Annotated in this window: 29 protein-coding genes; 13 read left to right on the top strand and 16 right to left on the bottom strand. The window is 72.3% G+C overall.

Annotated elements, in window-relative coordinates:
• Positions 1 to 28: 28 nt before the first annotated feature.
• Positions 29 to 991, bottom strand: a complete 963-nt coding sequence (locus ACYVHU_RS12855) for a hypothetical protein (RefSeq protein ID WP_235000861.1) — start codon at positions 989 to 991, stop codon at positions 29 to 31.
• 206 nt (positions 992 to 1,197) lie between these two features.
• On the opposite strand from ACYVHU_RS12855, the gene ACYVHU_RS12850 reads away from it, so the two are divergent.
• Positions 1,198 to 2,388 (top strand): sensor histidine kinase, encoded by a 1,191-nt coding sequence (locus ACYVHU_RS12850; protein ID WP_200813572.1) that lies wholly within the window; start codon positions 1,198 to 1,200, stop codon positions 2,386 to 2,388.
• Positions 2,385 to 3,089, top strand: a complete 705-nt coding sequence (locus tag ACYVHU_RS12845; protein ID WP_432940719.1) for a response regulator — start codon at positions 2,385 to 2,387, stop codon at positions 3,087 to 3,089. Before ACYVHU_RS12850 ends, ACYVHU_RS12845 begins: the two co-directional genes overlap by 4 nt.
• A gap of 18 nt (positions 3,090 to 3,107) precedes the next feature.
• Here ACYVHU_RS12845 and ACYVHU_RS12840 read toward each other — a convergent pair whose 3' ends face one another.
• Positions 3,108 to 3,986 (bottom strand): DMT family transporter, encoded by an 879-nt coding sequence (locus ACYVHU_RS12840; RefSeq protein ID WP_078761071.1) that lies wholly within the window; start codon positions 3,984 to 3,986, stop codon positions 3,108 to 3,110.
• A 748-nt stretch (positions 3,987 to 4,734) separates the two neighbouring features.
• On the opposite strand from ACYVHU_RS12840, the gene ACYVHU_RS12835 reads away from it, so the two are divergent.
• A complete protein-coding gene (locus ACYVHU_RS12835) occupies positions 4,735 to 4,917 on the top strand; it encodes a hypothetical protein (RefSeq protein WP_498948553.1) in 183 nt (60 codons plus the stop codon).
• On the top strand, positions 4,910 to 5,749 hold the full coding sequence (locus tag ACYVHU_RS12830) for a Crp/Fnr family transcriptional regulator (RefSeq protein WP_498948551.1): 840 nt from the start codon (positions 4,910 to 4,912) through the stop codon (positions 5,747 to 5,749). Before ACYVHU_RS12835 ends, ACYVHU_RS12830 begins: the two co-directional genes overlap by 8 nt.
• Here ACYVHU_RS12830 and ACYVHU_RS12825 read toward each other — a convergent pair.
• Positions 5,638 to 6,195 carry a TetR/AcrR family transcriptional regulator gene (locus tag ACYVHU_RS12825; RefSeq protein ID WP_498948550.1) on the bottom strand — a complete coding sequence of 186 codons (558 nt, stop codon included), beginning with the start codon at positions 6,193 to 6,195 and terminating at the stop codon, positions 5,638 to 5,640. The two genes, ACYVHU_RS12830 and ACYVHU_RS12825, sit on opposite strands and share 112 nt — an antisense overlap.
• 92 nt (positions 6,196 to 6,287) lie before the next feature.
• Between ACYVHU_RS12825 and ACYVHU_RS12820 the strand changes: the two genes are divergently transcribed.
• Positions 6,288 to 6,746 carry a nuclear transport factor 2 family protein gene (locus tag ACYVHU_RS12820; protein ID WP_078761075.1) on the top strand — a complete coding sequence of 153 codons (459 nt, stop codon included), beginning with the start codon at positions 6,288 to 6,290 and terminating at the stop codon, positions 6,744 to 6,746.
• A 58-nt stretch (positions 6,747 to 6,804) separates the two neighbouring features.
• On the opposite strand, the gene ACYVHU_RS12815 is transcribed toward ACYVHU_RS12820, so the two are convergent.
• The 3 genes from ACYVHU_RS12815 to ACYVHU_RS12805 form a co-directional block, all read right to left on the bottom strand.
• The gene (locus tag ACYVHU_RS12815; protein WP_498948588.1) at positions 6,805 to 7,248 is read right to left on the bottom strand and encodes an SMI1/KNR4 family protein; all 444 of its coding nucleotides are present in this window, start codon (positions 7,246 to 7,248) and stop codon (positions 6,805 to 6,807) included.
• Between the two features lie 989 nt (positions 7,249 to 8,237).
• Complete coding sequence (locus tag ACYVHU_RS12810; RefSeq protein WP_498948587.1) at positions 8,238 to 8,867, bottom strand: class I SAM-dependent methyltransferase; 630 nt, start codon at positions 8,865 to 8,867, stop codon at positions 8,238 to 8,240.
• Positions 8,868 to 9,085: 218 nt separating this feature from the next.
• Positions 9,086 to 10,039, bottom strand: coding sequence for an NmrA family NAD(P)-binding protein (locus tag ACYVHU_RS12805; RefSeq protein ID WP_078761079.1), 954 nt, complete (start codon positions 10,037 to 10,039; stop codon positions 9,086 to 9,088).
• A gap of 165 nt (positions 10,040 to 10,204) precedes the next feature.
• On the opposite strand from ACYVHU_RS12805, the gene ACYVHU_RS12800 reads away from it, so the two are divergent.
• On the top strand, positions 10,205 to 10,768 hold the full coding sequence (locus tag ACYVHU_RS12800) for a TetR/AcrR family transcriptional regulator (protein WP_078761080.1): 564 nt from the start codon (positions 10,205 to 10,207) through the stop codon (positions 10,766 to 10,768).
• Between the two features lie 211 nt (positions 10,769 to 10,979).
• Here the strand turns inward: ACYVHU_RS12800 and ACYVHU_RS12795 are convergent, their stop codons facing one another.
• Positions 10,980 to 11,558, bottom strand: a complete 579-nt coding sequence (locus tag ACYVHU_RS12795; RefSeq protein ID WP_078761081.1) for a winged helix-turn-helix domain-containing protein — start codon at positions 11,556 to 11,558, stop codon at positions 10,980 to 10,982.
• Positions 11,559 to 11,644: 86 nt separating this feature from the next.
• Between ACYVHU_RS12795 and def the strand changes: the two genes are divergently transcribed.
• Positions 11,645 to 12,325: a peptide deformylase gene (gene def / locus ACYVHU_RS12790; RefSeq protein WP_078761082.1), complete on the top strand. Its 681-nt coding sequence runs from the start codon at positions 11,645 to 11,647 to the stop codon at positions 12,323 to 12,325.
• Between the two features lie 323 nt (positions 12,326 to 12,648).
• Entirely contained in the window at positions 12,649 to 13,173 is a 525-nt protein-coding gene (locus ACYVHU_RS12785) for a DUF4383 domain-containing protein (protein ID WP_432940701.1), read from the top strand.
• A gap of 40 nt (positions 13,174 to 13,213) precedes the next feature.
• On the opposite strand, the gene ACYVHU_RS12780 is transcribed toward ACYVHU_RS12785, so the two are convergent.
• Positions 13,214 to 14,359 carry a carboxylate-amine ligase gene (locus ACYVHU_RS12780; protein ID WP_432940699.1) on the bottom strand — a complete coding sequence of 382 codons (1,146 nt, stop codon included), beginning with the start codon at positions 14,357 to 14,359 and terminating at the stop codon, positions 13,214 to 13,216.
• A gap of 230 nt (positions 14,360 to 14,589) precedes the next feature.
• Here ACYVHU_RS12780 and ACYVHU_RS12775 point away from each other — a divergent pair, with 230 nt between their 5' ends.
• On the top strand, positions 14,590 to 15,081 hold the full coding sequence (locus ACYVHU_RS12775) for a DUF2243 domain-containing protein (RefSeq protein WP_498948548.1): 492 nt from the start codon (positions 14,590 to 14,592) through the stop codon (positions 15,079 to 15,081).
• A 43-nt stretch (positions 15,082 to 15,124) separates the two neighbouring features.
• The gene (locus tag ACYVHU_RS12770; protein WP_498948547.1) at positions 15,125 to 15,877 is read left to right on the top strand and encodes a cytochrome c oxidase assembly protein; all 753 of its coding nucleotides are present in this window, start codon (positions 15,125 to 15,127) and stop codon (positions 15,875 to 15,877) included.
• A gap of 227 nt (positions 15,878 to 16,104) precedes the next feature.
• On the opposite strand, the gene ACYVHU_RS12765 is transcribed toward ACYVHU_RS12770, so the two are convergent.
• The 3 genes from ACYVHU_RS12765 to ACYVHU_RS12755 form a co-directional block, all read right to left on the bottom strand.
• A complete protein-coding gene (locus tag ACYVHU_RS12765; RefSeq protein ID WP_498948546.1) occupies positions 16,105 to 17,010 on the bottom strand; it encodes an SDR family oxidoreductase in 906 nt (301 codons plus the stop codon).
• Between the two features lie 112 nt (positions 17,011 to 17,122).
• Positions 17,123 to 18,052, bottom strand: coding sequence for an alpha/beta fold hydrolase (locus ACYVHU_RS12760; RefSeq protein WP_078761086.1), 930 nt, complete (start codon positions 18,050 to 18,052; stop codon positions 17,123 to 17,125).
• Positions 18,049 to 19,659, bottom strand: coding sequence for a flavin-containing monooxygenase (locus ACYVHU_RS12755; protein WP_498948545.1), 1,611 nt, complete (start codon positions 19,657 to 19,659; stop codon positions 18,049 to 18,051). Before ACYVHU_RS12755 ends, ACYVHU_RS12760 begins: the two co-directional genes overlap by 4 nt.
• Before the next feature lie 258 nt (positions 19,660 to 19,917).
• Here ACYVHU_RS12755 and ACYVHU_RS12750 point away from each other — a divergent pair, with 258 nt between their 5' ends.
• Complete coding sequence (locus ACYVHU_RS12750) at positions 19,918 to 20,691, top strand: MerR family transcriptional regulator (RefSeq protein WP_078761088.1); 774 nt, start codon at positions 19,918 to 19,920, stop codon at positions 20,689 to 20,691.
• A gap of 70 nt (positions 20,692 to 20,761) precedes the next feature.
• Positions 20,762 to 21,301, top strand: a complete 540-nt coding sequence (locus tag ACYVHU_RS12745) for a hypothetical protein (RefSeq protein ID WP_078761089.1) — start codon at positions 20,762 to 20,764, stop codon at positions 21,299 to 21,301.
• Positions 21,302 to 21,310: 9 nt separating this feature from the next.
• Here ACYVHU_RS12745 and soxR read toward each other — a convergent pair whose 3' ends face one another.
• The 3 genes from soxR to ACYVHU_RS12730 form a co-directional block, all read right to left on the bottom strand.
• Entirely contained in the window at positions 21,311 to 21,805 is a 495-nt protein-coding gene (gene soxR, locus ACYVHU_RS12740) for a redox-sensitive transcriptional activator SoxR (RefSeq protein WP_394330041.1), read from the bottom strand.
• A gap of 239 nt (positions 21,806 to 22,044) precedes the next feature.
• Positions 22,045 to 22,644, bottom strand: coding sequence for a helix-turn-helix domain-containing protein (locus tag ACYVHU_RS12735; protein WP_078761090.1), 600 nt, complete (start codon positions 22,642 to 22,644; stop codon positions 22,045 to 22,047).
• A 365-nt stretch (positions 22,645 to 23,009) separates the two neighbouring features.
• Positions 23,010 to 23,360 carry a hypothetical protein gene (locus ACYVHU_RS12730; protein WP_078761091.1) on the bottom strand — a complete coding sequence of 117 codons (351 nt, stop codon included), beginning with the start codon at positions 23,358 to 23,360 and terminating at the stop codon, positions 23,010 to 23,012.
• A gap of 284 nt (positions 23,361 to 23,644) precedes the next feature.
• Between ACYVHU_RS12730 and ACYVHU_RS12725 the strand changes: the two genes are divergently transcribed.
• Positions 23,645 to 24,244: a hypothetical protein gene (locus ACYVHU_RS12725; protein WP_498948544.1), complete on the top strand. Its 600-nt coding sequence runs from the start codon at positions 23,645 to 23,647 to the stop codon at positions 24,242 to 24,244.
• Positions 24,245 to 24,468: 224 nt separating this feature from the next.
• Here the strand turns inward: ACYVHU_RS12725 and ACYVHU_RS12720 are convergent, their stop codons facing one another.
• Complete coding sequence (locus ACYVHU_RS12720) at positions 24,469 to 25,224, bottom strand: ABC transporter permease (protein WP_078761093.1); 756 nt, start codon at positions 25,222 to 25,224, stop codon at positions 24,469 to 24,471.
• Positions 25,221 to 26,216: an ATP-binding cassette domain-containing protein gene (locus ACYVHU_RS12715; RefSeq protein WP_078761094.1), complete on the bottom strand. Its 996-nt coding sequence runs from the start codon at positions 26,214 to 26,216 to the stop codon at positions 25,221 to 25,223. Before ACYVHU_RS12715 ends, ACYVHU_RS12720 begins: the two co-directional genes overlap by 4 nt.
• Positions 26,217 to 26,501 lie beyond the last annotated feature (285 nt).

The raw sequence follows: 26,501 nt of genomic DNA, 5'->3' as shown, positions 1-26,501 counted from the left end.
GTCGAAACGTCCACACCCGCGTGGTGCCTCAGGGCCAGCGCATGTCCGTGGAGTAGGGCAGCTCGGCCACCTTGGTGTCGGAGTGGGAGTTGAGCTCCTCATAGAGCTGGGTCCAGGCGGCCTGTGGGGTGTTGTTCGTGGTGGAACAGCCGCCTCGCTGTTCGCAGGCCTTGCGCTGGGACATCGCGCCGACGAAGCGGACGTTGCCCTTGCCGGACCTGGCCCCCCAGGCGCTGATCGCCGCCCACTGGCGGGCCTGGATGCCGTCGGTCCGGTAGATCTGGGGGATCGCGCGGATCGAGGGGGCGGCGCCGGTGGCGACGTAGTGGAGGTCGGCCAGGCTCCAGCCGTTGCTGCACGAGGTCGACGACGAGCCGTAGCCGGGGCAGCCGTCGGCGGAGTTGGCCGCGTACAGGCTGCGCGAGGTGGCGCCGGTGAAGGCGTCGACCCAGCCGCGGGCCCAGGCCCGGTCCGACCAGACGGGTTCGGCGTCGAAGGCCGCGGCGATGGAGACCGGTCCCGCCGGGACCGTCTTGGCGGCGTCCTCCACCACGCGGGCCCAGGCGCGGCCCGCATCGGCACCCCCCACGCCTCCGTCGGACTTGTTGTTGACCCCCAGGGCGAGGATGGCCTGTGCCGTGCCGGTCCGGCAGGAGGTGAACCCTTCGGCCCACTGGGCGGCGAAGGCGGCGGCCTGCGCGGCGGGGACGCGGGGTGTGGAGCTGTCGGCGCGTGTGCCGGGGTGGCGCAGCACGTTGTTCTTCTCCTGGGTGCCGAAGAACAGGATGCGCACTCCGCCGCGTCCGGTCTTGCCCTCTTCGCATCCGGCGTTGCGTGCGGCTGTGGCGTCGGCGGAGGTGCCGGCGAGGGGGACGTAGCGGCTCACGGTCGCCGCCGGGGCGCTGGCGGCGGTGGCCGGGAGGGCGGTGAGTGAGAGTGCGGCCAGTGGGATGGTGGCGAGCAGTGCCGCGCGGCGACGGTTGAAACGCATGTGGATTCCTCCGGTTCGGCTGCGGACGAGGGCGTACGCCCGGTTTCTCATTCAGCCGTGTGGAGTGAGGGAAGAGGTGAACCACATCGACCGCGGGAGTTTCCCGGGCAAGACGGACAGTTCGGGGGTGGGAGGGGCCACGGGTACAGGGGTTCCTTCCCCACCTGGAACACGGTTCCTGCTACCGGGCGGATAGCTTTCCCTACGTGCTGCTTTCTCGATCCCCGTCGCAAGGGGCCATGTCGGTGGTGCGGTGGGTGGGTGACCTCGTGCTGGTGGTCTTCTTGGCCTCGCCGTGCCTGGTCGGGCCGCACCCCGGTATCACTCCCGTTCTCCCGCCGCTGGCCGTGGTCGCGGTGGCGATGACGTTTCCGCCGTTGCTGCTGCGCCGGCGCCACCCGGTCACCGCGGCCCTGGTGGTGACCGGGGGGGTACTGCTGTCGTTGGGGGTGTTGTCCCTTCCACGGCTCCCCTTCCTGCTGGCCCAGGGGGTGGTGGTGTTCACGGCCGGTCTTCGGTGCGCGCGCGGCCCCGGGCTGGCCGTCGGGTGCGTCGCCGCGGCCGGGGCGCTGCTCGGCCAGGCCCTGTGGAGCCCGGGACCGCTGTGGGGGCCGGAGAGGCTGGTCTGGCTGGTGTGGCTGGGGATGGCGTTGGCGCTGGGGGACGCCACCCGGAGCAGGCGCGCCTATGTCGCCGAGATGGTCGAGCGGGCGCGCCGGGCCGAGCAGACGCGGGAGGAGGAGGCGCGGCGCCGGGTGGCCGAGGAACGGTTGCGCATCGCCCGGGAGCTGCACGACGTCATCGCCCACCACATCGCGTTGGTCAACGTGCAGTCGGGGGTGGCCGCGCATCTGTTGCGTAGCGATCCCGCGGCGGCCGAGCAGGCGCTGGCGCACGTCCGCCATTCGGGCCGGGAGGTGCTGGAAGAGCTGGGGGTGCTGTTGGGGGTGTTGCGTCAATCCGGCGAGCCGGACGCGCCTACCGAGCCGGCGCCCGGCCTGTCCCAGTTCGCCGCGCTACTGGAGACGTTCGCCTCAACGGGGCTGCGGGTCGACTGCGAGGTGCGCGGTGAGCCACGGGCGGTGTCCCTGGGGGTGGACCTCGTCGCCTACCGTGTCCTCCAGGAGTCGTTGACCAACGTCCACAAGCACGGTGGTGGATCGCCCGCACGGCTCCTGTTGGACTACACCGGTGACACCCTGACCGTGGAGGTGCGCAACGACCACGCCGGGGCGGCCGGTCGAGGGGAGGAGGCGCGTGGCACGGGGCTGGGGCTGGTGGGGATGCGCGAGCGGGTGACGGCCGTGGGCGGGACGCTGCACGCCGGGCCGCTGGAGACGGGCGGGTTCTTGGTCCGCGCGGTGCTCCCGGCGGCGGAGACGGGGGCGCGGACGTGACGATACGGGTCCTGCTGGTCGACGACCAGACGCTGATCCGCGCCGGGTTTCGGGTACTCATCGACTCCGCGCCCGACATGGAGGTCGTCGGCGAGGCCGCCAGTGGCGGTGAGGCGATCGACCTGGCCCGCCGCTGCCGGTGCGACGTGATCCTCATGGACATCCGCATGCCGGGGATCGACGGCCTGGCCGCGACCCGGGCCATCACCGCAGATGAGAGCCTGGCAGGGGTACGCATACTCATCCTCACCACCTTCGAGATCGACGAGTACGTGTTCCAGGCGCTACGGGCGGGGGCCAGTGGCTTTCTCGGCAAGAGCGTGGAACCGGCCGAGCTGCTGGCGGCCATCCGCCAGGTCGAGCGGGGGGATGCGCTGCTGTCCCCCAAGGCCACCCGGAGCCTCATCGAGCACTTCCTGGACCAGCCCGAACCGGGCCCGGGCATCGCCCCCGAGCGCGTATCGGCGCTGACCGCGCGAGAACGCGAGGTGGTCGGGCTCGTCGCCGAAGGGCTGTCCAACGACGAGATCGCCGAGCGGCTTGTCGTCGCCCCGCTCACGGTCAAGACCCACGCCAACCGGGCCATGGTCAAACTCGGGGCGCGTGACCGCGCCCAACTGGTGGTCATGGCCTACCAGACCGGACTGGCCCGGCCGCGGGTTCCCCCTTTGAGGGCGGGCCCCGTCGCTGAAGGCCGTTAGCGTGCCGGCAGGTGGCCTTCAGCGACGGGACGTCAGGGAGGGGGCCGGGGCGGCGGGCTCGGGGGTGGACAGCAGCACGATTCCGCGCACCGCCACGATCCCGGCGAGCAGGCTCACCCCGGCGCCCCAGACGCCGGCCAGGTAGGTCTCGTCCATGAACACCACTCCCACGACGACCGCGGTGGCCGGGTTGGCCAGCGTCATCGTGGCCAGGGGAGCGCCCACGCCCATGTCCCGGTAGGCGGCCTGGGACAGCAGCAGGCCCGCGCAGGCCAGCAGCGCGAGCCCGACGGGGGACCAGTCCACCAGGCCCATGGGGCCGGAGAGGGAGAACTGGGTCAGCACCGTCTTGGTCAGCGCCGAGGCGACCCCGAAGGCCACGCCCGAGGCGGCCGCGAACAGCAGGCTGCGCCGGACGGGGTGGGCGGTGCGTGAGGCGGCCAGGCCCATGACCGCCAGGACGGCGAGCGTGAGGAGCAGGACCAGGGGAACGGAGTCGTCCCGCAGCGGGTGTCCGGAGCTGTCCTGGGAGGTGGTGGCGAGCATGACGGCCAGGGCGAGCACGGTCAGAACCGCGCCATGCCACTCGCGGGGGCCGACCCTGCGGCCGGCCAGCCAGGCCGACCAGGGCAGCGCGAACACCAGGGTCAAGGTGCCCAGGGGCTGCACCACGATCAGCGCTCCGTAGACGAGCGCGACCGCGTGGAGGAGCGCGCCGAGGGCGTTCAACGCCACCGACAGCCACCACAGACGTTGCTCCAACAGCGCGCGCAGGGCCGAGCGGGTGCGGGAGCGCCCGTTGAGCAGGGAGGCCAGACGCCGTTGTGCCACGGCGCCACCGCCGTAGCACAGCGCGGAGACGACCGAAAGGGCGACGGCGATCCAAAAGTCGTTCATGCCGCCAGGAACCTCTCCCGCGGGTGCCGGGCGCGGGGAGGGGGAGTCGGGCGAAGGCGTGCGGTGGGCATGGAAGAACTCTGCCCGGTCGTGGGACGGGTTGTCGTCATCTCAAACGAGGCTTTCTCTCTACTGCGTTCGCAGTACGGGGGGTCGACCGGTGACGTACGGCGCTGTCCCGTCCCACCGACGTCGTTTTCCGTAAAGGGCGCGGGAAGGGATGGTCCTTTCCGGTTGAGGGGCGGGGCGGAATTTCGTCATCGCCGGTCGGGAAGGCCGCCGTCGCAAGGGGGAGCGCGGGGCGGCGGCGGTCGAGGGGGAGGGTCCTGAGACGGGTGGGGAAGAGGTGACTGTCACGGAAATCTGGAAACGGTCGTCCGCATTCCCCAGGTGATACCCGCCCTGCGGGGAAGTGCCCGATCCGGACACGGGCATTTTCAGGCTTTTCCTCATTTGAGGATGTCTCCGGCAACGCCTCGGGGGACAGTATGTCTGCTGAGCCGAGTTCTTCGCCGAGCCCGGTCTCCGGCTTCAGGCAGGATTTCGCGGAGGTGGTAGCCCGCGGGATCCTGCCTTTCTCCGTTTCCGGGTATGGATGGAATTCCAGGTGACTGGACCATCCGGATCATGCCTTTTAATCTTTCCTCAACTTGTCACACGGAACGGCGGCCCCATCTACCAGGGCCAATCGCCTTCCGCGGGGACAGGATGGCCAATCGTGGGCTCGGCGGAGAAAACGGAGAACCCTATGGAACATGTTCCCATCGTCATAGCGGGGGTCGTCTCCCTCGCGGTAATCTTCCTTGTCGGCTTCATCGTCGCCCGGCTCAGCCGGAAACCCGCCACCGTCCGTTCGATCGCGTCGATCATCACCGCAGTCGCCATACTGTGCGGCGCGATTCCGGCTATTGTCTCGGCTTTCTATGGTTGAGCATCTCACCGCGGTGCAGCCGGGCCCGGGAAATCCGCCGCCACAGCGGTTCCTGGGCCAGCTGCGCCGTGAAACCCGCCGTCGGATTCTCGGCCTGGGCCGGTTGCGCACCTACGGCCCAGGCGACCCCATCGCCCGACAGGGGGAGGTCGGCGACATCGTCTACCTGCTTCTGCGCGGCCACGCCAAAATCAGCGCCGCCACCGAGGAGGGCCGTTCGGTCCTCCTCGCGATCCGTGGTTCCGGAGACCTTCTGGGCGTGCTGGAACTGCTCCGTCCACACACCTGGCAGCACAACGTCGTCTCCGTCGACGCGGTGCAGGCCGTGGCGATCGGCGCGGAGCGGCTCCGCCGTTTCGTCGAACGCGACTCCGAGACCGCCCTGGCCGTCAGCGGCTACCTCGCCCGGCTCCTACGCGAGTCCGAGCAGCGTTTCATCGAGGCGGCCACCCATTCCGCCCGGCAGCGTCTGAGCCGTGTGCTGTCGGACCTGGCCGACCAGTACGGCCGGGTCGAAGGCGGACGGGTGCGCATCGACGTCGACCTGACCCAGGGCGAACTCGCCTCGCTCATCGCCGCGTCGGAACCGACGGTCCACCGCGAGCTGGGTTTCCTGCGCCGCCGCGGCATCGTCGAGCCGGGATACCGCAGGATCGTCGTCCTCGACCTGCCCGCCCTGCGCCGCGTGGCGGTTCCCGGAACGCCGGCGGTGGCACCGGTTCAGCCCGCTGTCACCACACGCCGGGCCGCCTCCCGGGCCGTGCCCGCGGGATCGGCGACGGTACCGGCCGAAGCGGCGACGATCGCACCATCGACCAGGAACAGGAGATGAGCCGCGGCCGACTCCGGATCGGCCGCGCCATCACGCCGCGCCAGCGCGACCAGCCGGGTCCGCAGGCGCTCCTTGTGCGACCGCAGGGCCTGGACGGCCAGCGGCGAGACCGCGCCGAGCTCGCCGAAGGCGTTGACGAAGGCGCACCCCCGAAAGCCGGGGCTGGCGAACCAGGCGGCGAGGAAGTCGAACACCGCGCAAACGCGGGGAGTGGTCGCGGGGGTGTTCTCCACGAAGTCGGTCAGGGCCGTGATCCAGCGTTCGTCGCGGCGTCGCAGATAGGCGGCGACGAGCGCTTCCTTGGCGGGAAAGCACTGGTAGAGCCGTTTGAGGGAGACCTCGGCCCGTGCCCGGATGGCGTCCATGCCCACGGCCTGGATGCCCTGCTGGTAGAAGAGGGCGTCGGCGGCATCGAGCACACGTTCGCGGATCGGGTCGGCGTCCACCGGGCCTCTGCTTCCTTGCCGGGGAGAACGAGCGTTCTCTAGACTACCGGACGGGTGCGAGAACGTCCGTTCTCCATTCTTCGGGAGGAAACATGACAGCACGTCCGCCGCTTCCGCCCTTTGACGAGGCCGGCGCCCTCCGCAAGGTGCAGGCGGCCGAGGACGCCTGGAACACCCGTGATCCCGAACGTGTGGCGCTCGCCTACACCGAGGACTCCCTCTGGCGCAATCGAGGGGAGTTCATCCAGGGGCGCGCCGAGATCCTGGACTTTTTGACCCGCAAGTGGAAGCGAGAGCTCGACTACGCGCTCCGCAAGGAGCTGTGGAGCTTCCGCGGCAACCGCATCGCCGTGCGCTTCCAGTACGAGTGGCACGACGAGTCGGGACAGGCCTGGCGCAGCTACGGCAACGAGCTGTGGGAGTTCAACGACCACGGCCTGATGCGCCGACGCGAGGCGAGCATCAACGACGTGCCCATCCGGCCGGAGCAGCGGCGCATCCACGGGCCCCGTCCCGACTCCGAGCGCGGACTGGCCCTGCCGCTTCGCTGAGAAGACGCGGGCGGGGAGGGGGCGGGCCATCGGTCCGTCCCCTCCCCGCGCCCCGGCTCTAACGGAACCAACCGTTGCCCTCGGCGGAGCAGCGGAGCAGGTAGTCGCGGAGCGAGACGGCGACCAGGCGTCGCTGATCGGTCTCGTGGTCCCACACGATGACGGCCGGACCGTAATCGGTGTAGGCGTAGGCGAACTGGGGTCCCATGTCGCTGTCGCCGAAGAACATCAGCGTGTCGAAGGGGGCGTACAGCTCCTGGTAGTCCGGCTCGGCGCGCATGGCGAGGTTGTCCTCGACGATGCGCGCCGCCGGCCACACCACCGCGTCGCCGTAGCCGTTGACCACCCCGTCGACCTCTCCCAACAGCCCACGTAGTTCCGAGGGGACGGGCAGGCCGAGCGCCTCCTCGATCCGGTCGAGCACCGCCGCGTCGGCGGGCTCGGGCAGATCCGTTTCGGGATACAGTTCACCGATCAGTTCACGCCACACATGGTGAATCATCACAGCTCGTCCAAGGCACGGGAAATCGGCGGGCTCACGCCCCCGGCGGTGGGCACTGCGGCCGTGAGCCGGAAACACCGCCGTGGTCTGCGGCTTTCGCCCTCCGCCACCCCTGGGGAGGGGAAGCGGCGAGGTGCTTCGAGAGGTGAGCGCGGCCGGGGCCGCGCGCTCTCGCCGCCCCCTCGGTCGTCCCGGCCCGGCGCAGGGCCGTGCGCGGGCGTCAACAAGGGTCAGCGCCCTCGCGGCCATCACCGGGGCACGGGCCGCCCGGCGCCAACGGCCGTCCCGGTGCGTCGGGCGACGCCGATCGCAATCGGACGCGGACTCGCGCAGCCCGCGCGTCCGGCCCGGCGCCTGCGGAGGAGAGCGCGGTTTCCGGCGGTGGCGACAGCCCCCGCCCCAGGGGCTCGCCGTGATCAGCGCCGGGGGCCGGCCTGGGACTCCGCCGACGACGCGCGGAAGCGGTCTTGGCGTCTGATTATCGAGTCGTGCAGGGCGGCAGGGACGAGGGCGGCTTTAGGAGCGCCGGGCCGTATCAGGTCGCCGAAGTCGCGTCGCCGCGGTCGGGGAGCGGGTCTTCGCGGCGACGTCGACCGGGTTCACCGGCCGGCGGCTCTCCCGTGGTCCGGCCAGATGACCACCGAGGGCCGGGGGAACATGGCCAAGGTGTTCGAGGCCGGCCTGGACGCCGACCCCCGGTTCTGGAGGCCGGCGGTCGATGAGCCGCCCGCGTGGCGCCGCGCGCTCCGTCCGTCCCCGGGAAGTGCGCGGGCCTTCCGCCACCTCGGCGCTGATCCGCTCCAGGGGAACGGCCACACCAAGAACGGTCCAACCCCCGTCCGCTTCCAGGCGAGGGGAACACCGCGGTGCGCGTCCAGGGCGACGAGGCGGATCCGCCCGGCAGACCACGCAAGGTCACCGGCGCACTGGTTCCTCGGGGGAAGCGGCGGCGGTGGGGAGGCGAGCCGGTCGGCACCAAAGGCCGTGCTCTAGTGGAGGCGGGCCAGCACGTGGGCGTCGAGGAAGCCCCGCTCGGAGGCCGGATCGTGGAGCAGCCGGGCGAAGGTGACCAGCCCGGCCCCGGCCAGCAATTCGACGAACCGGTCCACCGGCCAGCTGTAGGCGGGCGTCACCTTGTGGTCGAAGCGGACCGGCCCCGGCCCGTCGGTCGCGAAGAACGAGGCCAGGAGCAGGCCGCCCGGCGCCAGGACACGCGCCTGCTCGGCGAGCAGCGCGGGCAGTTCCTCCGGTGGGGTGTGGATCATCGAGTAGTGGGCCAGCACGCCGCCGAGCGCGTTGTCGTGGATGGGCAGGGCCTCCATCCGCGCCTCGTCGAACCGCAGCGCCGGATGGGCCCGCCGGGCGTGGTCGACCATGGCCGGGGAGAGGTCGAGCCCGAAGGCGTCCAGCCCCAGGTCGCGCAGCATGGCCGTCAGGTGCCCGGGGCCACAGCCGACGTCGGCCGTCCGTAGATTGCCTGTCCCGCGCACCAGCTCGGCGAAGATGCCGATCATGTTCCGCGAGAACGGCTGCGTCTCCAGCCGGTCGGCGAACAACGACGCATACAGTTCGACGACCCCGTCGTAGGCCGCCCGGGTCTCGTCCTGGTACTCCGCCACGGGAAAGGAAACTAGCACCCGCGCACCTCCCCTGTTTCCGCGGCCCCGCGCCGACCCCGCCCCGGCCGCCGTGGACCGGCTTGGCCGCGCGCCGAGACCGGTGGTGGCGGGAGCCGATAGGCCGCCGTGAGCACGGCCGGCCACCGGCCGGCCGATTCCTGGAGGAACCGGCGATGACCGACCAGAGGATCGACACCGGCGCGGGCCGCGCACCGGGCTCAGGCACCCGCGAAGGCGTCCGCGTGCTCCCGGGTCCACTTCTCGAACGAGGTGACGTCGAGCCCCAGGGCCCGGGCGTGTTCGGGGCGTCCCACCTGGGGGACCGCGTTCATCCAGTCGTGGCCGACGCCCGCCGGGTGCAGGCCTGCGGCGTGGGCCTCCTCCAAGGTCATGTCCGGCACCTCCAGGCGCAGGCCCAGCACCTCCGACAAGGTCCGGGTGATCTCGGCCATCGACAGGTGGTCGCCGGCCAGTTCCAGCTCCAGGCGATGGAACCGCTCGGGGTCGGCGATGGCGGCTGCCGCGGTCGCGCCGATGTCGGCCACCGCCACGAGCGCCAGGCGCGTCGCGGGCTTGATGACGGTGACGAGTCCCCCCTCGATCCCCCGGGGGAACAGGAACCTGTTGGCGGGCAGGAAGTTCTCCATGAAGGTCCCGGGGCAGATGATCGTCCACCGGGGGAAGCCCGCCTCACGCACCCGTGCCTGGATCGCCGCCTTGGCGGTGAGCACCGGTCCCACCGTCGCGTCCCACCGCCCCTCGGCCCACCCCGGGGCCAGGGTGCGGGCGTCGGCGCCGGAGATGGAGGTGTGCACGAACTGCGGGACCCCGGCGGTCCGCGCCGCCGCGATCAGGTTCGTGCCCTGCACCACCTCCCCCTCGACCCCTCCGGACGCCGGGTCGGGCCGCTGCACCGAGAACACCGCCCGGGCGCCCCGGGCGGCCCGGACCAGGGAGTCGCGGTCATCAAGGTCTCCGACCACCGTTTCGGCGCCCAGTGCCGCGATCGCCCTGGCCGGGGCGGATCCGGGATCACGGACCAGGGCCCGAACGGGCACCCCGGCCGCGAGCAGGGCGCGGGCGGCGGCGCCGCCCTGCTGTCCGGTCGCCCCGGTGACCAGGACCGGCCGGTCATCGGTGCTGAGCGGGCGGGGTCCGGGGATCTCCGGCATCGTGCCTCCAGAACAGGAACCTATAAACGGCGGGGCCCGCCGTTTTGTGCCGCTAACATAACGGCGGGGCCCGCCGTTTTGTGCCGCTAACATAACGGCGGGGTCCGCCGTTTGGCAACGGGTCCGGATCGCACCGGGCCGGCGGGCGGCACGAAAGGAGTCGACATGGCGGTGACCAAACGGGCCGACGCCCGGCGCAACCACGCGCGCATCCTCGAAGTCGCCGAGGCGGAGGTCGCCGAGCACGGGGCGAACGCCTCGCTGGAACAGATCGCCCGGGTGGCCGGCGTGGGATCGGCCACCGTGCGCAGGCACTTCCCCGGCCGCCGCGAACTGCTCCAGGCGGTCTTCGCGCGGCGGATCGAGGCGCTGGCGGCCCTGGCCGCGGAACTCGCCGACACCGCCGACGCGCGCGCGGCCCTGACGCGGTGGCTGGAGGCGTTCACCGACTACGCGTCCTCGGCGCGGGGGATGGCCGAGGCCCTGGTGGCGGAGGGGCTCGTGGACACCGACGACACGGAGGCCTGTTCGGCCAGGCTCACGGCCGCCGTCGCCCCGCTGCTGCACCGCGCCGCACGGGACGGTGCGGCGGCCCCGGAAGCGACCCCGGCGGACCTGGTGACCCTGGTGACCGGGATAGCCCTGGCGACCGAGGGCCGTGCGGACGCCGCCGGGGAGGCGCGGCGGCTGCTGCGGCTGACCCTGGCGGGGATCCAGACCCCGGCCTGACCGGATTGCGGCTCCCCGGAGTCCGTCCGTTCCCGGACCTCGGGCATACCTTGGGGTCGTTGAGCAGGAGTCGGACGCCCTCACGCCCGTGGCCACCCCGGCCCCTGGTCGGGCCCGGGTGCTCACATCTCGTCGTCGGCCGCTGCCCCGATCCCGGGGACGGCGAGCCGCGCGGGAGGCCGATGCGAAGACGGCGCGAGAGGAAATGAGGTCAGGCGGCGGGTCCGGGCGAGGTGTCGGAGTGGCGGCGGGCGGTGTCGCCGGAGGACAGCAGTGGAAAGATCCGGGTGATCGCGGCCACCGGGGCGGCACCCTCGGGGCGGGCCGAGGGACGCCATTCGCGATCCTGGTAGCGGGCCAGCAGCGCGCGCACCGCGGTGGCGACCTCGCCCATCTCCTCAGGGGTCAGGTAGACCACGGCACTGAAGGCCTCCTCGCCCCACCCATGGGGGGCCTGGTCGCGGTGGGCCAGCCAATGGCGCCAACTGGCGTCCTCCAGCCCGCGTTCCAGCGACCCGAACTCCTCGCCGGGGGCGGGGGTGGTGTGCCGCCCGGCGCGGAGCCGCCACGGCCGGGAGCGCCCCGGCGCGTTGGGCACCTCCTCGACCACGCCGTGCTCGGCCAGCCTGCGGAGGTGGAACGAGCACAGTCCCGAACTGGCCCCGATGCGCCGGGCCGCCTCGGTGGCCGTGACGGTCCCCGCCTCCTCCAGCAGTTCCAGCAGGGCGGCGCGCACCGGGTGCCGGGCCAGCCCGGCACGGGCGCGGGAGGTCTTTTCATCCTCGCTCACTTTGCAAAGGGTGATACCTTCCAAAGGTCGTGTCAAGCGGGGCCGCGTCCGCGGCGGCCGAGATTCTTCGAAAGACGAGCGAAGCGATGTCCGAGCAGCACGTGTCCGACCAGCCGGCCGAGCCCCAGGTCCGGGTGCAGGGCGAACCCGTGGACTCCTACCCCGAGATGGCGCCGGAAGCCGCGCGCGGCGAGGTCCGCCGGGTCACCGTGGTGGGGGAGGAGGTGCTGCACCGGCGCAACGCCGACGTCACCGAGTTCGGGACGCCCGAGCTGTCCAAGCTGATCGACGACATGTTCCTGACGATGTATGTGGCCGAGGGCGTGGGGCTGGCCGCCAACCAGGTCGGTGTGGACCTGCGGGTGTTCGTCTACGACTGCCCCGACGACGAGGGAGTCCGCCACGTCGGGCACGTCGTCAACCCGGTCCTGGACGAGCGTGACCCCGACGAGGGCGGACTGGAGGTAGAGAACGAGGGGTGCCTCTCGGTCCCGGGACCGCACGCCGAGCTGGCCCGCGCCGGGCGGGCCGTGGTCCGCGGCTTCGACAAGGACGGAACGCCCATCGTGGTGGAGGGAACCGGGTACTTCGCGCGCTGCCTTCAGCACGAGACCGACCACACCCTCGGCCGCCTCTACATCGACCGGCTGCCCAAGCGCGAGCGCAAGAAGGTGCTCAAGCAGATGAACGAGATGAAGAACGACGTCTTCGCGCGCCGCGAGGCCAACGCGCAGGCCCTGGCCTCGGGGGAGACCAATCCGAGCTAGCCGCCGCGGGCGAGACGCCCGCGGACCGGCACCGGCTCGGGACGGGGCGACACAGCGCCGCGCTGTGTGGAGCTGCACCAGGCGTCCAGGGCACGGCCGGCCGGGGCCGCTGGGAGGGAGAGGGCGGTCGGCCCGCTTCCCGGCACATCGAGGGCTTTCCGCGTCGAAGCGACGCGCCGCGACCGCTCGAAGCCGGTGACGGGCTCGACCGGTCCGGCCGGCACGGCCCCTCCGCCTTCCCGGACCCCCGGGGCATCACGGCGCCGCGCGCCTCGATGCCGCGCCGGGCGGGTGAGATCGGCGGTCCACCATGGTTCACCTCCATGCGAAGGGGTAGAAGGCCTCCTTGCACTTACGTCTCTTCTTCGGAGGACGTCATGGCGGATCGCATCGGAACGGGTAGGGGAAGCGGAATCGGTCGGACGCGCCGAAGTCTCGCTCAGACCTTCGCCGCGATCGTGGGAGCGGTGTTCCTTCTCGTGGGGATCCTCGGCTTCATCCCAGGAATCACCACGAACTACGACATGATGGAGATAGCCGGTCACCACTCCGAGGCCAAGCTGCTCGGTCTGTTCCAGGTGTCGGTGTTGCACAACATCGTCCACCTGCTGTTCGGCATCGTGGGCCTGGCCACCGCCGCGGTCGGCGCCGCCGCCGCGCGGATGTACCTGCTCATCGGCGGCATCATCTACCTGCTGCTGTGGCTGTACGGGCTGGCCATCGACCACGAGAGCGCGGCCAACTTCGTCCCGCTCAACAACGCCGACAACTGGCTGCACCTCATCCTGGGCCTGGGCATGATCGCCCTGTGGTATCTCGCGCGGCCCGCTCGCGACGTGCGCGCCTGAGACCTGTGGGCGGCGGGTTACCGCCGCCCACCACACCCGTTCAGGCCGACACCCGATCATCGCCCCCCACCGCGCTCAGGCCGCCGACGGTCACCCGCGCGAGTTCCTGCACCACGTCTTGGAGGCGGCCCCGACGGGCGAACGCGGCGCGCTGGCGCCGGGCGGCGCCACCGGTGCGGCGTAGCGTCGCCAAGACGTCCTCGGCGAAGTCCAGGTCACCGGCCGCGACCAGGGCGGGGCGGGTGGTGTTGACCAGGGTGCGCAGCGCGGTGTGCACCGGTGTGAGCTCGCCGGTGGCCGGGTTCACGCAGTCGCCTTCCAGGCCGTCACGGGCGGCCCGCCACAGTTGCGCGCGCAACACCGCCGAGCTCAGGTCGGGGGCGGGGCGGCCGGCGGCGGCCGCGTCGAGGAAGGTCGTGACCAGTCCGCGGATCAGCACCGCGACGAGCGTGGCCTCCTCCGCGGTGGCCGACACGTCGCAGATACGCACTTCCAGCGTGGGATGGCGATCCGACAGCCGCGCGTCCCAGTGGACCATGTTGCGGTCCAGGGCCGCCCCGGTGCTCAGCAGCGCGTCGACGCTCTCCTCGTAGTGCTGCACCGAGTGGAAGAACGGCGGTGGCGCGGCCGAGGGCAGAGTCGACCAGCGCACGTGGCGCCAGCTGGCGTAGGTGGTGTCGGCGCCGTCCCCGAAGGGGGAGTTGGCGGTCAGGGCCAGCAGAACCGGCAGCCAGGGCCGCAGGTGGTTGAGCACCTGGACGCCGGTCTCACGGTCGGGGATCGCGACGTGGACGTGGCAGCCACAGGTGTAGCCCGCGGTGAGCAGCGGCCCCAGGTTGTCGCGCATCCGCTCGTAGCGGGGACCAACGCTGACCAGGTCGCGGTCGTTCTCCCCTCGAAGGGGCGCCCCCACGGCGGCGAGCCGCAGGCCGCGTCCCCGCGCGGAGGCGGCCAGCCGCCGGCGCAGTCCTCGCAGCTCCCCCAGCAGTTCGTCGGCGTCGTGGCTCACCGGTGAGGCGCTCTCCACCTGGCAGCGCCCCAGTTCCTGCTGGACCTCGCCACTGCCCTCGGTCGCCTGGGTCAGCACCTCCGGACCGAGCTCGGCGAGGTCTCCGTTGTCGTCGAGGAGGAGGAACTCCTCCTCGACCCCCATCGTCGGCACGTCCGTGCGGCCGTCCTCGCCCATCTGTTCCGTCCCGTCCTCGGGGCCCCGTCGCCACGGGGCCGAATTCGCCGGTGACGCAGTGTGGGGGCTGCGCCCCGTTGGTCGTCGGTCCCCAGGTACCCGGGGGATCAGGGGGGAAACGAGCGGCGGATGTGACGAACGGCGGGCCGCCGGCCGCGCGGAACACATCCGGTTTCCGGCACCGGCCCCCGGGTAGCGGCCGGGCAGCCGAGGACGAAGGAGGCGGTCCCGTGGCGGAGGAGACCCACGCGAGGGCGGCGAGGGCGCCGTCGCGTCCGCGTGGCCCGGCCCTGCTCGCCGGCGTGCTGTTGGGTGTGGGCGCGGTGGCGTTCGTCGACGAGGCGGTCTTCCACCAGATCTTGCACTGGCACCATTTCTACGATCGGGCGAGCACCGCCGCGGGGCTGGTCTCCGACGGCCTGTTCCACGCCTTCAGCTGGTTCGCCACGGTCGCCGGACTGTACCTCATGGCGCGCACGTGGCGGGAGCGGGCCTTCGACGCCCGGCGTTTCTGGGCGGGCCTGCTCGTGGGGGTGGGGGGCTTCCAGCTCTACGACGGCATCGTCAACCACAAGATCCTGCGGCTGCACCAGATCCGCTACGGCGTCGACATCCTGCCCTATGACCTGGTGTGGAACGTCGTCGCGGTGCTGGTGCTGGCGGCGGGGATCGCCCTGTGGGCGGTGGGGCGGCGCCGCCCGCGCCGGACCGGCGCGGGCTGAGGCGGCCATGCATCATCCGCCGACCGGGCCCGGATGGGCCGACGTGGTGATCACGCTCCTGCTGGCCGTCGCGCTGGCGGGCTACACGGTGGGACTGCTACGGCTGTGGCGGCGTGGTGTGTCCTGGCCCGTCGGCCGGTTCCTGTCATGGGTGATGGGGGTGGCCGCCGTCGGGGCGGCCCTGGTGGGGCCGGTGGCCGAGGCGGCCCATCACGACTTCGCCGCCCACATGGCCGCTCACGTCCTGTTGGGGATGCTCGGCCCGCTCCTGCTGGTGCTGGCCGCGCCGGCGACGTTGGCGTTGCGCGTGCTGCCCACCCGCGCGGCCCGCCCCCTGGGACGGTTGCTGGGGTCGGCCCCCGTGGGAGTGCTCGCGCATCCGGTCACCGCGGCGGTGCTCAACGTCGGCGGGCTGTGGCTGCTCTACCGTAGCGACCTGTACGCCCTCACCCTCGTCCACCCGGGCGCGCACCTGCTCGTCCACTTCCACGTGCTCGCGGCCGGCTACCTCTTCTCCTACGCGATCGTCGGGCCCGATCCGGCGCCGCACCGCCCCGGCCCGCCGACGCGGGCCGGGGTGCTCGTCTTGGCGGTGGCCGCGCACAACGTCTTGGCCAAGACCGTCTACGCCTTCCCGCCCACCGGGGTCCCCGTGGACCAGGCGCGTGAGGGGGGCCTGGTGATGTACTACGCCGGCGCGCCCGTGGAGATCGCGCTCATCGTGGTGCTGTGCCACCGTTGGCTGGGCCCGGCGGCCCGATCGCGGGCCGCCGGGCGGGTCATGGCGCGCGGCTGACCCGCCGCGCCACCGGGTTTCGAGGCTGTCCGCCGTGGCGGTGCCGGCGTCCCCCGGACCCGGCCGGATCGCGGGAACGCCCCATCCCCCGTGGGAGGAGGGATGGGGCCGTGGACACCGTGGCGGCGCCGGTCACGGGGCCGGCCGTGGCGGTCTCCGCGGTTTCGAAACGGCGGCGGCCCCGTCCGCTCGCGCGCCGCAGGGAAGCCGGTGCGCGAGCGGACGCCTCACCCGTCCAAGGAACGCGAGACCCGGGCCGTGGTGTCGGCCGCGCCGCCCCGGCCGACGGGGTTGGTGCGGCGCTGCGCGGTGGCCTTCAGCCGCGCGTCCAGTTTGCGGACCTCCCGAGGCCCCATCACCCCGATCACCGAGGGCAGGGCGCCGCGGACGAACTGCATCGCGCGCAGCCACCGCTGCCCGTAGACGTGCGGGGAGCGCCGCAGGACCCCCTCGACCAGCGCGTCCACGGCGGGCTCCAGGGGGTTGGTGCGGTTCAGCGGCCACGGCAGCCGGGAACGCAGCTCACGCAGCTCGTCGTCCTCGTCCGCGCCCCGCACCATGTCGGTGTCGGTCCAGCTCAGGTAGCCCACTCCCACACCGACCCCGTGGTGGGCCACCTCGGAGCGCAGGACGTGCGCGAACGCCTCCACCCCGGACTTGCTGGTGCAGTAGGCCGCCATCAGCGGGGCTGGGGTGATCGCCGCCAGGGAGGCGACCTGGAGCAGGTAGCCCTTGGTGCGCAGCAGCGCCGGCAGGAAGGCGCGCGCCGTGGCGATACTGCCGAGCAGGTTGACCTCGATCACCCGGTTGAAGGCGACCGGATCGGAGTCGACGAAGGGGCCCCCGATCGCGATCCCGGCGTTGGCGACGACGATGTCGACGCGCCCGTGGCGCTCCTCCACCGCGCGGGCCACCTCGGCCAGGCCCACCCGGTCGGTGACGTCGGCCTCCCAGGAGGAGGCATCGGCCCCGCAGGCGGCGGCGTTCTTCTCCAGTTCCTCGGGTTCGAGACCGACCAGGGCGACCTGCGCGCCCCGTTCCGCCAGTCCGCGCGCCATCAACGCGCCCACGCCGCGGGCCGCACCGGTGACGACCGCGACCCGCCCTTCCAGACTCCGGCGACGACCGCTCATGACCTGCTGCCCCTCTCCTCGTGTACTGGTGACGCGATGGCCTCCGGCGCGGTGCCGGACGCCGTCGCCGTGGGTCGCGCGCCGTCGCGCGGCGGGTTCTGCGCGACCGGCCTCACGCCGCGTTCTCCGTCCGCTGGGCGCCGAGGTCGGGGTCGTGGGGATCCTCGTCCCGCAGGTGGTGGGTGACCAGGTCGGCGATGATCCCGGCCACGCGGTCGGGGGCCTCCAGCGGCGTCATGTGCCCGATGCCGGGGAGCGCGATCGGTTCGCCGCCCCGGGGCAGCAGTTCGGCCAGCCGTCGGGAGTGCACGGGAGGGGTGAGCCGGTCGGCGGTTCCCACCAGGACCACGGTGGGCAGATCGAGCTGGCGGGCGGTCCGTTCGACGTCGAGCGTGCCCAGCACGTGAGCCCAACGCGATCGCACCCGTGGGGGACAGGCCTGGACGATGCGGGCGCACAGGTCGGCGGCCTCGGGGGAGCACCCGCGCCCCATCGTTCCGTAACGCAGCAGGGCCCTGCTCAAAGGGGTGACCGGCCCCAGCGGCAGGGGGGCCGACAGCAGCACGCGGTGGCCGAACTCGCGTAGCCGGGCCGCCCTGCCCGCGCCGGGCAGCACCAGCAGTTCGGGCATGAGCCGGGAGGCTCCGGTGCTGGCCAACAGCGCCGCGGCGGCGCGTTCGCGCACCACGGGGCGGTCCGCGGCGGCCATGATGGTCATCCCGCCCATGCTGTGTCCGGCCAGGACGGCCCGGCTTCCGGCCGGCACGCACGCCTCCAGCACCGCGCACAGGTCGTCGGCGAGCGCCGTCGTGCTGTAGCCCATGGGGCCGGTGACCGAGCTGCGGCCGTGGCCCCGCTGGTCGTAGGTGACGACGCGAAGGCCGGGGGGAAGCTCGCGCAGCACCGGCTCCCAGAAGCGGGTCGAGCAGGTCCAGCCGTGGCTGAGAACGACGGTGGGTCCGTCGTCGGGACCGTGGACCTCGACGTGCAGCAGGGCGCCGCCGCTGGAGCGGACACGCTTTTCTCGGAGGGGGGAGCTCATCGTGACACCTCCACGGTGGGGGTGGGAACGGCCGGGGGGAGGGCGGCCGGCTCGGGCCGCGGTCGGGAGGGGAGCAGGTGGTATTCCGCCGGATCCAGGCGGCGGGTCTCGGCGCGAAAGCGCAGGGTGGAGGCGGGCCACAGCGTCGTGTTACGCCCCTTGGGGTCGAGGTACCAGCTGGCGCATCCACCCAGCGACCACACGGTGCGTCCCATACGCCGCTGGAGCGTCTCGTTCCAGGCCCGCTGGGCGTCGGGACGGGGATCCAGTGCCGCCACCCCGGGGGAGGAGAGGTGCTCCAGGGCGCTCATGACGTAGTTGAGCTGTGATTCGATCATGAAGATCATCGACGAGTGGCCCAGTCCCGTGTTGGGGCCGACGATCAAGAACAGGTTGGGGAAGCCGGCCACCGTCGTGCCGCGCAGCGCCCGCATGCCCGCCTCGCGCCACTCCTCGGCGAGGGTGGTGCCGCGGGAGCCGTGGAGACGGGTGGCGATCGGCATGTCGGTGGTGTGGAAGCCGGTACCGAAGATGATGGCGTCGACCTCGCGCTCGGTCCCGTCGGCGGCGATGACGGTGTTCGCGCGCACCTCCGCCAGCCCCGAGGCGATGACCTCCGCGTTGGGGCGGGCGAGCGCCGGATAGTAGTCGTTGGACAGCAGGATCCGCTTGCAGCCCATGACGTAGTCAGGTGTCAGCTTCGCGCGTAGTCGGGGGTCCTCGATGGCGCGTCGCAGGTGGGTCCGGGCCGCCACCGAGGCCAGGCGCAGGAGGGCGGGGTGGCGCACGAACGCTCCCACCATGGCCTCGCGGGTCAGGTAGATCCCGGCTCGGGCAGCCCTGCGGGTCAGCGGAAGGTTGCGGTACAGCCATCTCTCCGTGGCGCTGATCGCGCGGTCGGCGCGCGGTATCACCCAGGCGGGCGTGCGCTGGAACAGCGTCAGGCGTTCCACCTCGGGTTGGATGCTGGGGACGATCTGGATGGCCGAGGCCCCGGTGCCGACCATCGCGACGCGCTTGCCGGCCAGGTCGTAGTCGTGGTCCCAACGGGCGGAGTGGAACACCCGGCCGGTGAAGGAGTCCAGGCCCGGGATGTCGGGGATCGAGGGGTCGGCCAGCGCGCCCGCGGCGCTGACGAGCACGTCGCAGGTCAGTTCGGTCCTGCTGGTGCGTACCAGCCAGCGGGCGTGCTGCGCCTGCCATCTGGCCTCCAGCACCTCGTTGCCGGTCTCGACATGGGGGCGGACCCCGAACCGGTCGGTGACCTCCTCCAGGTAGGCGCGGATGTGCGGCTGTCCGGAGAAGCTGCGCGGCCAGTCGGCCTTGGGGGCGAAGGAGAAGGAGTACAGGTGGGAGGGGACGTCGCAGGCGCACCCGGGGTAGGTGTTGTCGCGCCAGGTGCCGCCGACGTCCTCGGCGCGTTCGAGGATGACGAAGTCGGTCTCACCGGCCTGGCGCAGCCGGATGCCCAGGCCGATCCCGCCGAATCCGGCGCCGATGATCGCGATGCGGACGTGCCGTCGTGTGCCCTCGTCGGGTTCGGGGTTTGGGGGAGGCGCCGGTGTGTCGGCACGCGGGGGAGTGAGGGGGTCCTGTCCCGGGCTCATGGCACCGCCTCTCATCACGGAACATTGAGCCAGTGTTCACTGGCGTAATGAGAGAGTAAACCATGACAATGCTCATTGGAAGAGATAGGTCACATTGCGGACGGTGATCAGGCCGTGGCGAAGCGGTGTTTCGGGCGTCCTTCCCGGATACCGCCCCCGGTCACACCGGGGGAGGCCGGCGTCCAGCCGGGACGGGGAGCCGCGGCCACAACGTGCGCGGTCGGGCAGCGCAGGCGCCCACGACCTAAGCTGAGCGGCGTGGTCGACGACGACGCGCCCCAGCCGCACCGTGAATACCGTATCGACGAGCTGGCCGAAGCGGCCGGACTGCCCAACCGGACCGTCCGCTACTACCGGGAACGCCGCCTGCTCCCGCCACCACGGCGCGAGGGCAGGATCGGCTGGTACTCCGACGCCCACCTGGCCCGGCTGCGCGTCATCACCCGCCTGCTGGAGCGCGGCCACACCCTGGAGGGTGTGGCCGAACTCCTCGCGGCCTGGGAGAGGGGACGCGACGTCGCCGACCTGCTCGGACTGGAATCCGCCCTCGCCGCCCCATGGTCGGACCCCACCCCGGTCACCATGACCTGGGCCGAGCTCGCCCGGACCTACGCCGGCCAGGTCGACGCCGACACCGTGCGCAGCGCGCAGGAGCTCGGATACCTCGAGGACGGCGAGGACGGCACCGTCCACGTCGACCGCGCCATCCTGCACTCCTCGTCCGGACTGGTGCGCGAGGGGATCCCCCTGGAGGCGGTCCTGGCGGCCAGCCCGGAGGTGCAGCGTCACGCCGACGACCTCGCCGGGCTGTTCGTCGACCTGGTACGGCGCCACCTGACGCCCAGGCCGGGGGAGGGGCTCAAGGACCTCGCCCGGCGGGTGGAACGGCTGCGTCCTCTGGCCCAGGCCACCGTCCTGGCCGAATTCGCCCGCGCCATGGACCGCCGCGTCGGCGCGGAGCTCGGCTCGCTCCTGGCCGAACTGCGCGAACGCGCGGCCGGCGACCAGGAGGACGACCCGCACACGCGATGATCCCGGCCCCGGCATGCGCTAGCGTCACCAGGAGAAAGCCCTGATAGACCTCGAAGGCGGGGAGCCCGACGTGGACGACGGTACGACGGAGCCGAGAGGGGACGGCGACTTCGCGCGGCCCACCGACCTGCTCACGGCGATCCCCGCCTACGGTCCGGCCCGCGAGGAGGCCAAGGGGCGCATCACCGCCACCACGGTCCGCCCGGGAGAGGACCGGCCGGTCAAGATCGTCGTGGAGTTCGAGGGCGCCGCCGGCGGTCACCTCGAGATCGCCACCCGACGTTGGGAGGACGGCCCCAGCGCGGGCGAACAGTCCGTCCGGGCCTTCTGCGTCGAACGCGACTACATGCAGCGCCGGATGAACGGCGACCCCGGCGCCCTTCCCCTCCCGCTGCCCGAGGGCTCCGCCTGGTCCCGCCAGGAGATCCAGGTCGACGGGACGGCCCGCGTCTTCACCGTGCTGACCACCCCCTTCTCCTGGGTGGCCGGCACGGAACTGCCCGGACCGTTCCTGCTGCGCGTCTTCGCCACCGCGCCCCGGCCGGATCTCGTCTCCCTGAGCCGCATCACCACCGAGGCCCGGCTGGAGCCGATGCGCGGACGGCCCTGAAGCCGCGCCTCACTCCTCCACGGACTCGGCGGCCCCTCCCTCGGGCATGGGGGAGACCAGCAGGCGGCGAGGACCGGGCCCCTCCGAGCCGAGGACGTCATAGGGGTTGGACAGCACGCAGTGCTCCAACGACAGGCAGCCGCAGCCGATGCAGTCGGTGAGGTCGTCGCGGAGCCGCTGCAACTGCAGGATGCGCGCGTCCAGGTCCCCGCGCCAGGCCCGCGACAGCCGCGCCCAGTCCTCCCGCGTGGGGGTACGGCCCTCGGGCAGCGTGGCGAGCGCCGCGCGGATCCGGCTCAAGGGGATGCCCACCCGCTGGGAGACGCGGATGAAGGCCAGCCTGCGCAGCACGTCACGGTGGTAGCGGCGCTGGTTTCCGGCCGTGCGACGGCTGGAGATCAGTCCCTGCCGCTCGTAGAAGTGCAGCGCGGAGACCGCGACGCCGCTGCGTTCGGCGACCTGACCGACCGAGAGCTCCTTGGACTTCCATGAGATCGAGGCCACCCGGCGATCCTAGCCCCGTCCTCCCGGATGTCAGGCGGCCGAAGACGCGCCCGCCGGGACCACGACGACGGCGCCGGGAAGGCGCCGTTGCCGCCCCTCCCCGGGTGTCAAGACGGGCTCGTGGCCGGGGCGGGCCGGTGACGCGCCGACTGGTAGGCCGCCTCCCCGTACGCCTCGGGGACGGCGCCGGGCCGGCCGCCCACGCGGCTTCCCGGCTCGGCACGGCGCGGCGCCGCCCCTCAGGCCGGCCGCTCGCGATCACCCCGAGCGCGCCCGCGTAGGTGGACGCGCTCGCCGTGGCTGCCGAAGAGGCTCAGGATCTCCACCGCGCCCTCGCCGGTGCTGCCGAACCAGTGCGGCAGCCGGGTGTCGAACTCCGCCGCCTCGCCGGGGTTCATGACCACGTCCTGCTCGGCCAGCAGCAGGCGCAGCCGGCCCGACAGGACATACAGCCACTCGTGCCCCTCGTGGGCGCTCGGCTCCGGAACGAACCGGGAGGAGGGGATCACCATCCGGTAGGCATGCTGACGGTCCGGCCGGCGGGACAGGGGGAGCACGGTCATCCCGTTCACACTGCGGGGGGAGACCCTGACCCGGGGATCCTCGGTCTCGGCGGCGCCGACCAGCTCGTCCAGGGGGATCTGGTGGGCGCGGGCGATGGGCAGGAGCAGTTCCAGGCTGGGCCGGCGTCGCCCGGACTCCAGGCGGGACAGGGTGCTGGTCGAGATCCCGGTGGCCTGCGACAACGACGCCAGGGTGACGTCCCGCCGGACGCGGACGCGCCTGAGGCGCGGACCGATCTCGGCGAGGAGACGGTCGGTGGCTGCTGAATGCTCCATGCCCCCCATTGCAGAAACAGCGTGGGGGGATGTCAACCGTGGTGTCGCGCGGAGCAGGCCCTGTGGGGCCGTGTGCCTGACGGCGCACATTGTCGCGCCCTCGGACCTCCGCGGTGTCGCGGCCCGCGGGGCGCGACAGGGGGCGCGAGGCGTCGGGTGACGCGGCCCCGGTGCCGGTCCTGCGGGCGGCACCGGACCCGGGGCCGGCCGGAGCTGCCGAACGGGCTGGACGACCTTTCGCGCAACCGTGGTCAGCGGCCCCGCGCCGCTGCCGTCTCTCCTCGCGTGGGCGCCTGTTCGCGCGCGGACGAGCGGGGCCGGGCGACACCTGTTCGGCGTCGCCCGGCCCCGCCGGCGCGAAGGTCCTACCGTTCCTCGCCCGTCGCGTCGCCCTCGACGCGGCCGATCGTGTTGAGAACCCAGCCTCGCGCCTGTCCACTGGCCAGCGCGAACTTGGCCTGGGACAGCGGGCGGGTCAGCGGACGGTCGCGGTAGCCCAGCGCGGCCCTCTCCGCCCTGCGCACCGCGTGGAAGGCCATCGCCAGCCGTTCGCGGACGTCATCGGGTGCCCCTTCGGCCTCCAGCTCCGCCGCGCACCGGGGGAGCGTGGCGGCGATGCGGCCCAGTTCGTCCACGCGCCGGATGCTGTCCGGGTGATCGAAGAGGGCGAGGTCGTCGTGCAGTTGACGGAGTCCGGCCAGCGCCCCGCTGGTCATGCGGCGTTCACATCCCCACGTGTTCGGTCGATCGCGATATGACTCCTCACCCTAATGAGGGGATCGGGGCCACGGTAGGGCGTCGGGTCATCCTCTGACGTGGTGTTTCCCATGGAACCGGTTCCGGCTTCCGACCGTCCCCGTCCAGGACCCCTCGAACCGCCATGGCTCTCCAGTGGCCGGAACCACCGTGTGGCGGGAGACTGGTGGGAGGAGGAGGGCCGGCCCGGCCGGTGGACGCGCGGGGCAAGCCCGTCACGGGAACCAGGTGGAGGGAGCGAGCGGTGATCACACCGGATCACGCGGGGCTCACCGGAGTCGTGCACGGACTCACCCGGATCGGCGCCGCGACGCCACCCCGCCTGTGCTGCGTGCGGCAGAACGCCTCGGGGGCCTCCGCCACGACACCGGTGGAACTCCCCGATCCGGGGTGGGGCGCGTGGTCCACCGAGGAGATCGCCCTCGCCATCCAGGGGTTCGCCGAACACCTGGTCCGCCCCTCGGCGGCGACACGGGCGTTGCTGGCCGAGGCCGGGGGCGATCGGATCACCGCCGTCGGGTTGAGTTACCCGGCCGCCGTGCTGACCGTGGACGACCCGGCCTTCGCCGAGCGCGAGCGGCGCAGGGCGGTGGGCGGCAGTGTCGCTCCCATCCAGGAGCTGGAACGGCACCGTTCGGCCCGGGCCGGACTCGTCGCGGCGATCGACGGCCGCGTGCACATGGCGCTGTGCTTCGAGAACGGCCCCGTCGCCGATCTCGACCCCTCTCGGGAGGAGGCCGTGGCCCCCCGACTGGTCCGCGCGTTGGTGGCGGTGGCGGTCGGGGTCGCGACCGTCACGCGGGGCGAGGGCTACGCCCATCACCTGCCCGATCCGCGCCTGTGACGCGCGTTCGCGGACGGGGCCGCAACCGCTGTCTCCCCTCTCCCGCAGCATGGGCCCTCCTGGCAGGCACGGGGTGGATGTGACTCAGTACGGCTCGGGCGGACCGGTGATGGCCGACCGGTCGGTGATGACCTCGGCCGGCGCTCAGAGAGGCCGATCGGGTGGAACCGGGTGGTGCGGCGGGCCGAGGTGCCCCTGCCCGCCGCACCACCCGGGCCGTGGGGTCACCCCGTGGCGCGGCGCATGGCACGGGTGCCGATGAACAGGCCCACCGCCGCCACCGCGACGGCCGCCACCACCCCCGCGGCGACCTCTGGTGCCAACAGCCGGCCGTCGAACAGCGCCCGTTCCGCCTCGACGACGTGGGTCAGCGGATTGAACCGGGACAGCACGCGCAGCCATTCGGGGCCGTTGTCGACCGGCAGCAGCATCCCGGCCAGCAGCAGAAGCGGGAACAGCAGGGTCTGCTGCACCCCCCAGAACACCCACTCCTGGTTCCGTGACGCCAGCGCCAGGGTGTAGGAAAGCGCGCCGAGCCCGACACAGAACACGCACAGGAGCAGCAGACCGAGGATCGCGCCCACGGGGTCGGGCCGGAACCCGAACGGGATGGTGACCGCGATGAGCAGCGCCGCCTGGGCGAACGTCGGCACGATCTCTTTTAGCGCCCGGCCGATGATCAGCGCCGGACGGCGCAACGGGGAGACGAGCATCCGCTCGTGCGCCCCGGTCTGCATCTCGAATTGCAGGTTGGACCCGGTGCTCGACGTCGCGAACAGGCACGACATCACGATCAGGCCGGGGACGAACCATTGCAGGGTCTCAGCGGTCCCTCCGGCCGCGGGGATCAGCGGCGCGAACAGGGCGAGGAAGAACAGCGGTTGCGCCAGGGAGAAGACCACCGAGAACGGGTCGCGCAGCACGGGCCGCAGTTCGCGGCCGAAGACGATGAGGGTATCGCCGATGAGGGTGGTGTTCACGCCACTTCGTCCTTTCCGCCGGTGGTGCCGGGCAGGTCCGCGCCGTCCTCGCGCAGGCTGCGCCCGGTCAGGTTGAGGAACACGTCGTCGAGGGTCGGGCGGACGACCTCGACCGAGACCACCGCGCTGTTCTCCTTCTCCAGGATCCGCAGCAGTTCGGGGACGAGCCGGGCGCCGCCGGTGGCCTCGATGACGACCCGGGTGCCGTCGTGTTCGATGCGGGCTCCCTCGATAAGGCCCGGGGGGTGGGCGGCGACGCGGCGGGCCTCCTCCGCGTGGTCGAAGGTCAGGGTGATGCGGTCGCCGGCGTGCTCGGATCTGAGACGTTCCGGGGAGGCGTCGGCGATGATCCGCCCGTGGTCGATGACGACCACCCGCTCGGCGAGGTGGTCGGCCTCGTCGAGGTAGTGGGTGGTCAGCACGATCGTGGTGCCGTGTTCGGCCCGTAGCCGGCGGATGTGCTCCTGGAGGTTGGCCCTGTTCTGCGGATCCAGTCCGGTGGAGGGCTCGTCCAGGAAGAGCAGGCCGGGCGCGTGGATCAGCCCCATCGCGATGTCCAGCCGCCGCCGCTGGCCTCCCGACAGTGAGGACACGATCCGGTCGGCGACCTCCGTCAGGCCGAGGGAGGCGATGAGCTCGCCGGCCCGCTCACGCGCCGCGGCGGCGCTCAGCCCGTAGGCGCGGCCCTGGGTGATCAGCTCGTCGCGGCCCCGCTGGCTGTGCCCGGCCCCGTTGCCCTGTCCGATGTAGCCGATCCGCCGGCGCACCTCGCGGTCCTGGGTCGTCACGTCGAATCCGGCGACCCGCGCGGTGCCCGAGGTCGGGGGGAGGAGGGTGGTGAGCATGCGCAGGGTGGTGGATTTCCCGGCGCCGTTAGGACCCAATAATGCGACCATCTCGCCGGCCTCGACCCGCAGGTCGATTCCGCGGACCGCCTCCACTGTCTTCTTATTGACCGTGAAATGCCTGGTCAGGTTCTGTGTTTCGATCATTGTGGTGCTCACCGGCGAAACGCTAGGGCGCTTTCAGGTCAGTTCCCGTCCGCAATGTCGGGGATGCCGTCACCACGGCGAACACGAGTGCGCGGATACGGAGGTCGAGGAGGATCGCCAAAGGATTCGGCGGTGGTTCCTCGCCGGTCGGTGGTGATCCTGGCCGTTGTGGCGGCCTTGTCGGCGTGGCCGCGCGCGGGGTCGGCGTCGAAGGTGTGCGAAGCACGTGCGGACCGGACGCCTCGCCGTCGCTGGCCGGGCCGACCCCGCCGTGGTGCCGAGGGC

This window comes from Marinactinospora endophytica (genome assembly GCF_054780875.1).
This window is presented reverse-complemented; position numbering and strand designations above follow the sequence as displayed.

Bases quoted from the DNA above. Each gene is read 5' to 3' on its own strand.
- ACYVHU_RS12855 (WP_235000861.1), bottom strand. From the start codon at position 991: ATGCGTTTCAACCGTCGCCGCGCGGCACTGCTCGCCACCATCCCACTG.
- ACYVHU_RS12840 (WP_078761071.1), bottom strand. From the start codon at position 3,986: ATGAACGACTTTTGGATCGCCGTCGCCCTTTCGGTCGTCTCCGCGCTG.
- ACYVHU_RS12835 (WP_498948553.1), top strand. From the start codon at position 4,735: ATGGAACATGTTCCCATCGTCATAGCGGGGGTCGTCTCCCTCGCGGTA.
- ACYVHU_RS12830 (WP_498948551.1), top strand. From the start codon at position 4,910: ATGGTTGAGCATCTCACCGCGGTGCAGCCGGGCCCGGGAAATCCGCCG.
- ACYVHU_RS12820 (WP_078761075.1), top strand. From the start codon at position 6,288: ATGACAGCACGTCCGCCGCTTCCGCCCTTTGACGAGGCCGGCGCCCTC.
- ACYVHU_RS12815 (WP_498948588.1), bottom strand. From the start codon at position 7,248: ATGATTCACCATGTGTGGCGTGAACTGATCGGTGAACTGTATCCCGAA.
- ACYVHU_RS12805 (WP_078761079.1), bottom strand. From the start codon at position 10,039: ATGCCGGAGATCCCCGGACCCCGCCCGCTCAGCACCGATGACCGGCCG.
- ACYVHU_RS12800 (WP_078761080.1), top strand. From the start codon at position 10,205: ATGGCGGTGACCAAACGGGCCGACGCCCGGCGCAACCACGCGCGCATC.
- def (WP_078761082.1), top strand. From the start codon at position 11,645: ATGTCCGAGCAGCACGTGTCCGACCAGCCGGCCGAGCCCCAGGTCCGG.
- ACYVHU_RS12785 (WP_432940701.1), top strand. From the start codon at position 12,649: ATGCGAAGGGGTAGAAGGCCTCCTTGCACTTACGTCTCTTCTTCGGAG.
- ACYVHU_RS12780 (WP_432940699.1), bottom strand. From the start codon at position 14,359: ATGGGCGAGGACGGCCGCACGGACGTGCCGACGATGGGGGTCGAGGAG.
- ACYVHU_RS12765 (WP_498948546.1), bottom strand. From the start codon at position 17,010: ATGAGCGGTCGTCGCCGGAGTCTGGAAGGGCGGGTCGCGGTCGTCACC.
- ACYVHU_RS12760 (WP_078761086.1), bottom strand. From the start codon at position 18,052: ATGAGCTCCCCCCTCCGAGAAAAGCGTGTCCGCTCCAGCGGCGGCGCC.
- ACYVHU_RS12755 (WP_498948545.1), bottom strand. From the start codon at position 19,659: ATGAGCCCGGGACAGGACCCCCTCACTCCCCCGCGTGCCGACACACCG.
- ACYVHU_RS12735 (WP_078761090.1), bottom strand. From the start codon at position 22,644: ATGGAGCATTCAGCAGCCACCGACCGTCTCCTCGCCGAGATCGGTCCG.
- ACYVHU_RS12730 (WP_078761091.1), bottom strand. From the start codon at position 23,360: ATGACCAGCGGGGCGCTGGCCGGACTCCGTCAACTGCACGACGACCTC.
- ACYVHU_RS12715 (WP_078761094.1), bottom strand. From the start codon at position 26,216: ATGATCGAAACACAGAACCTGACCAGGCATTTCACGGTCAATAAGAAG.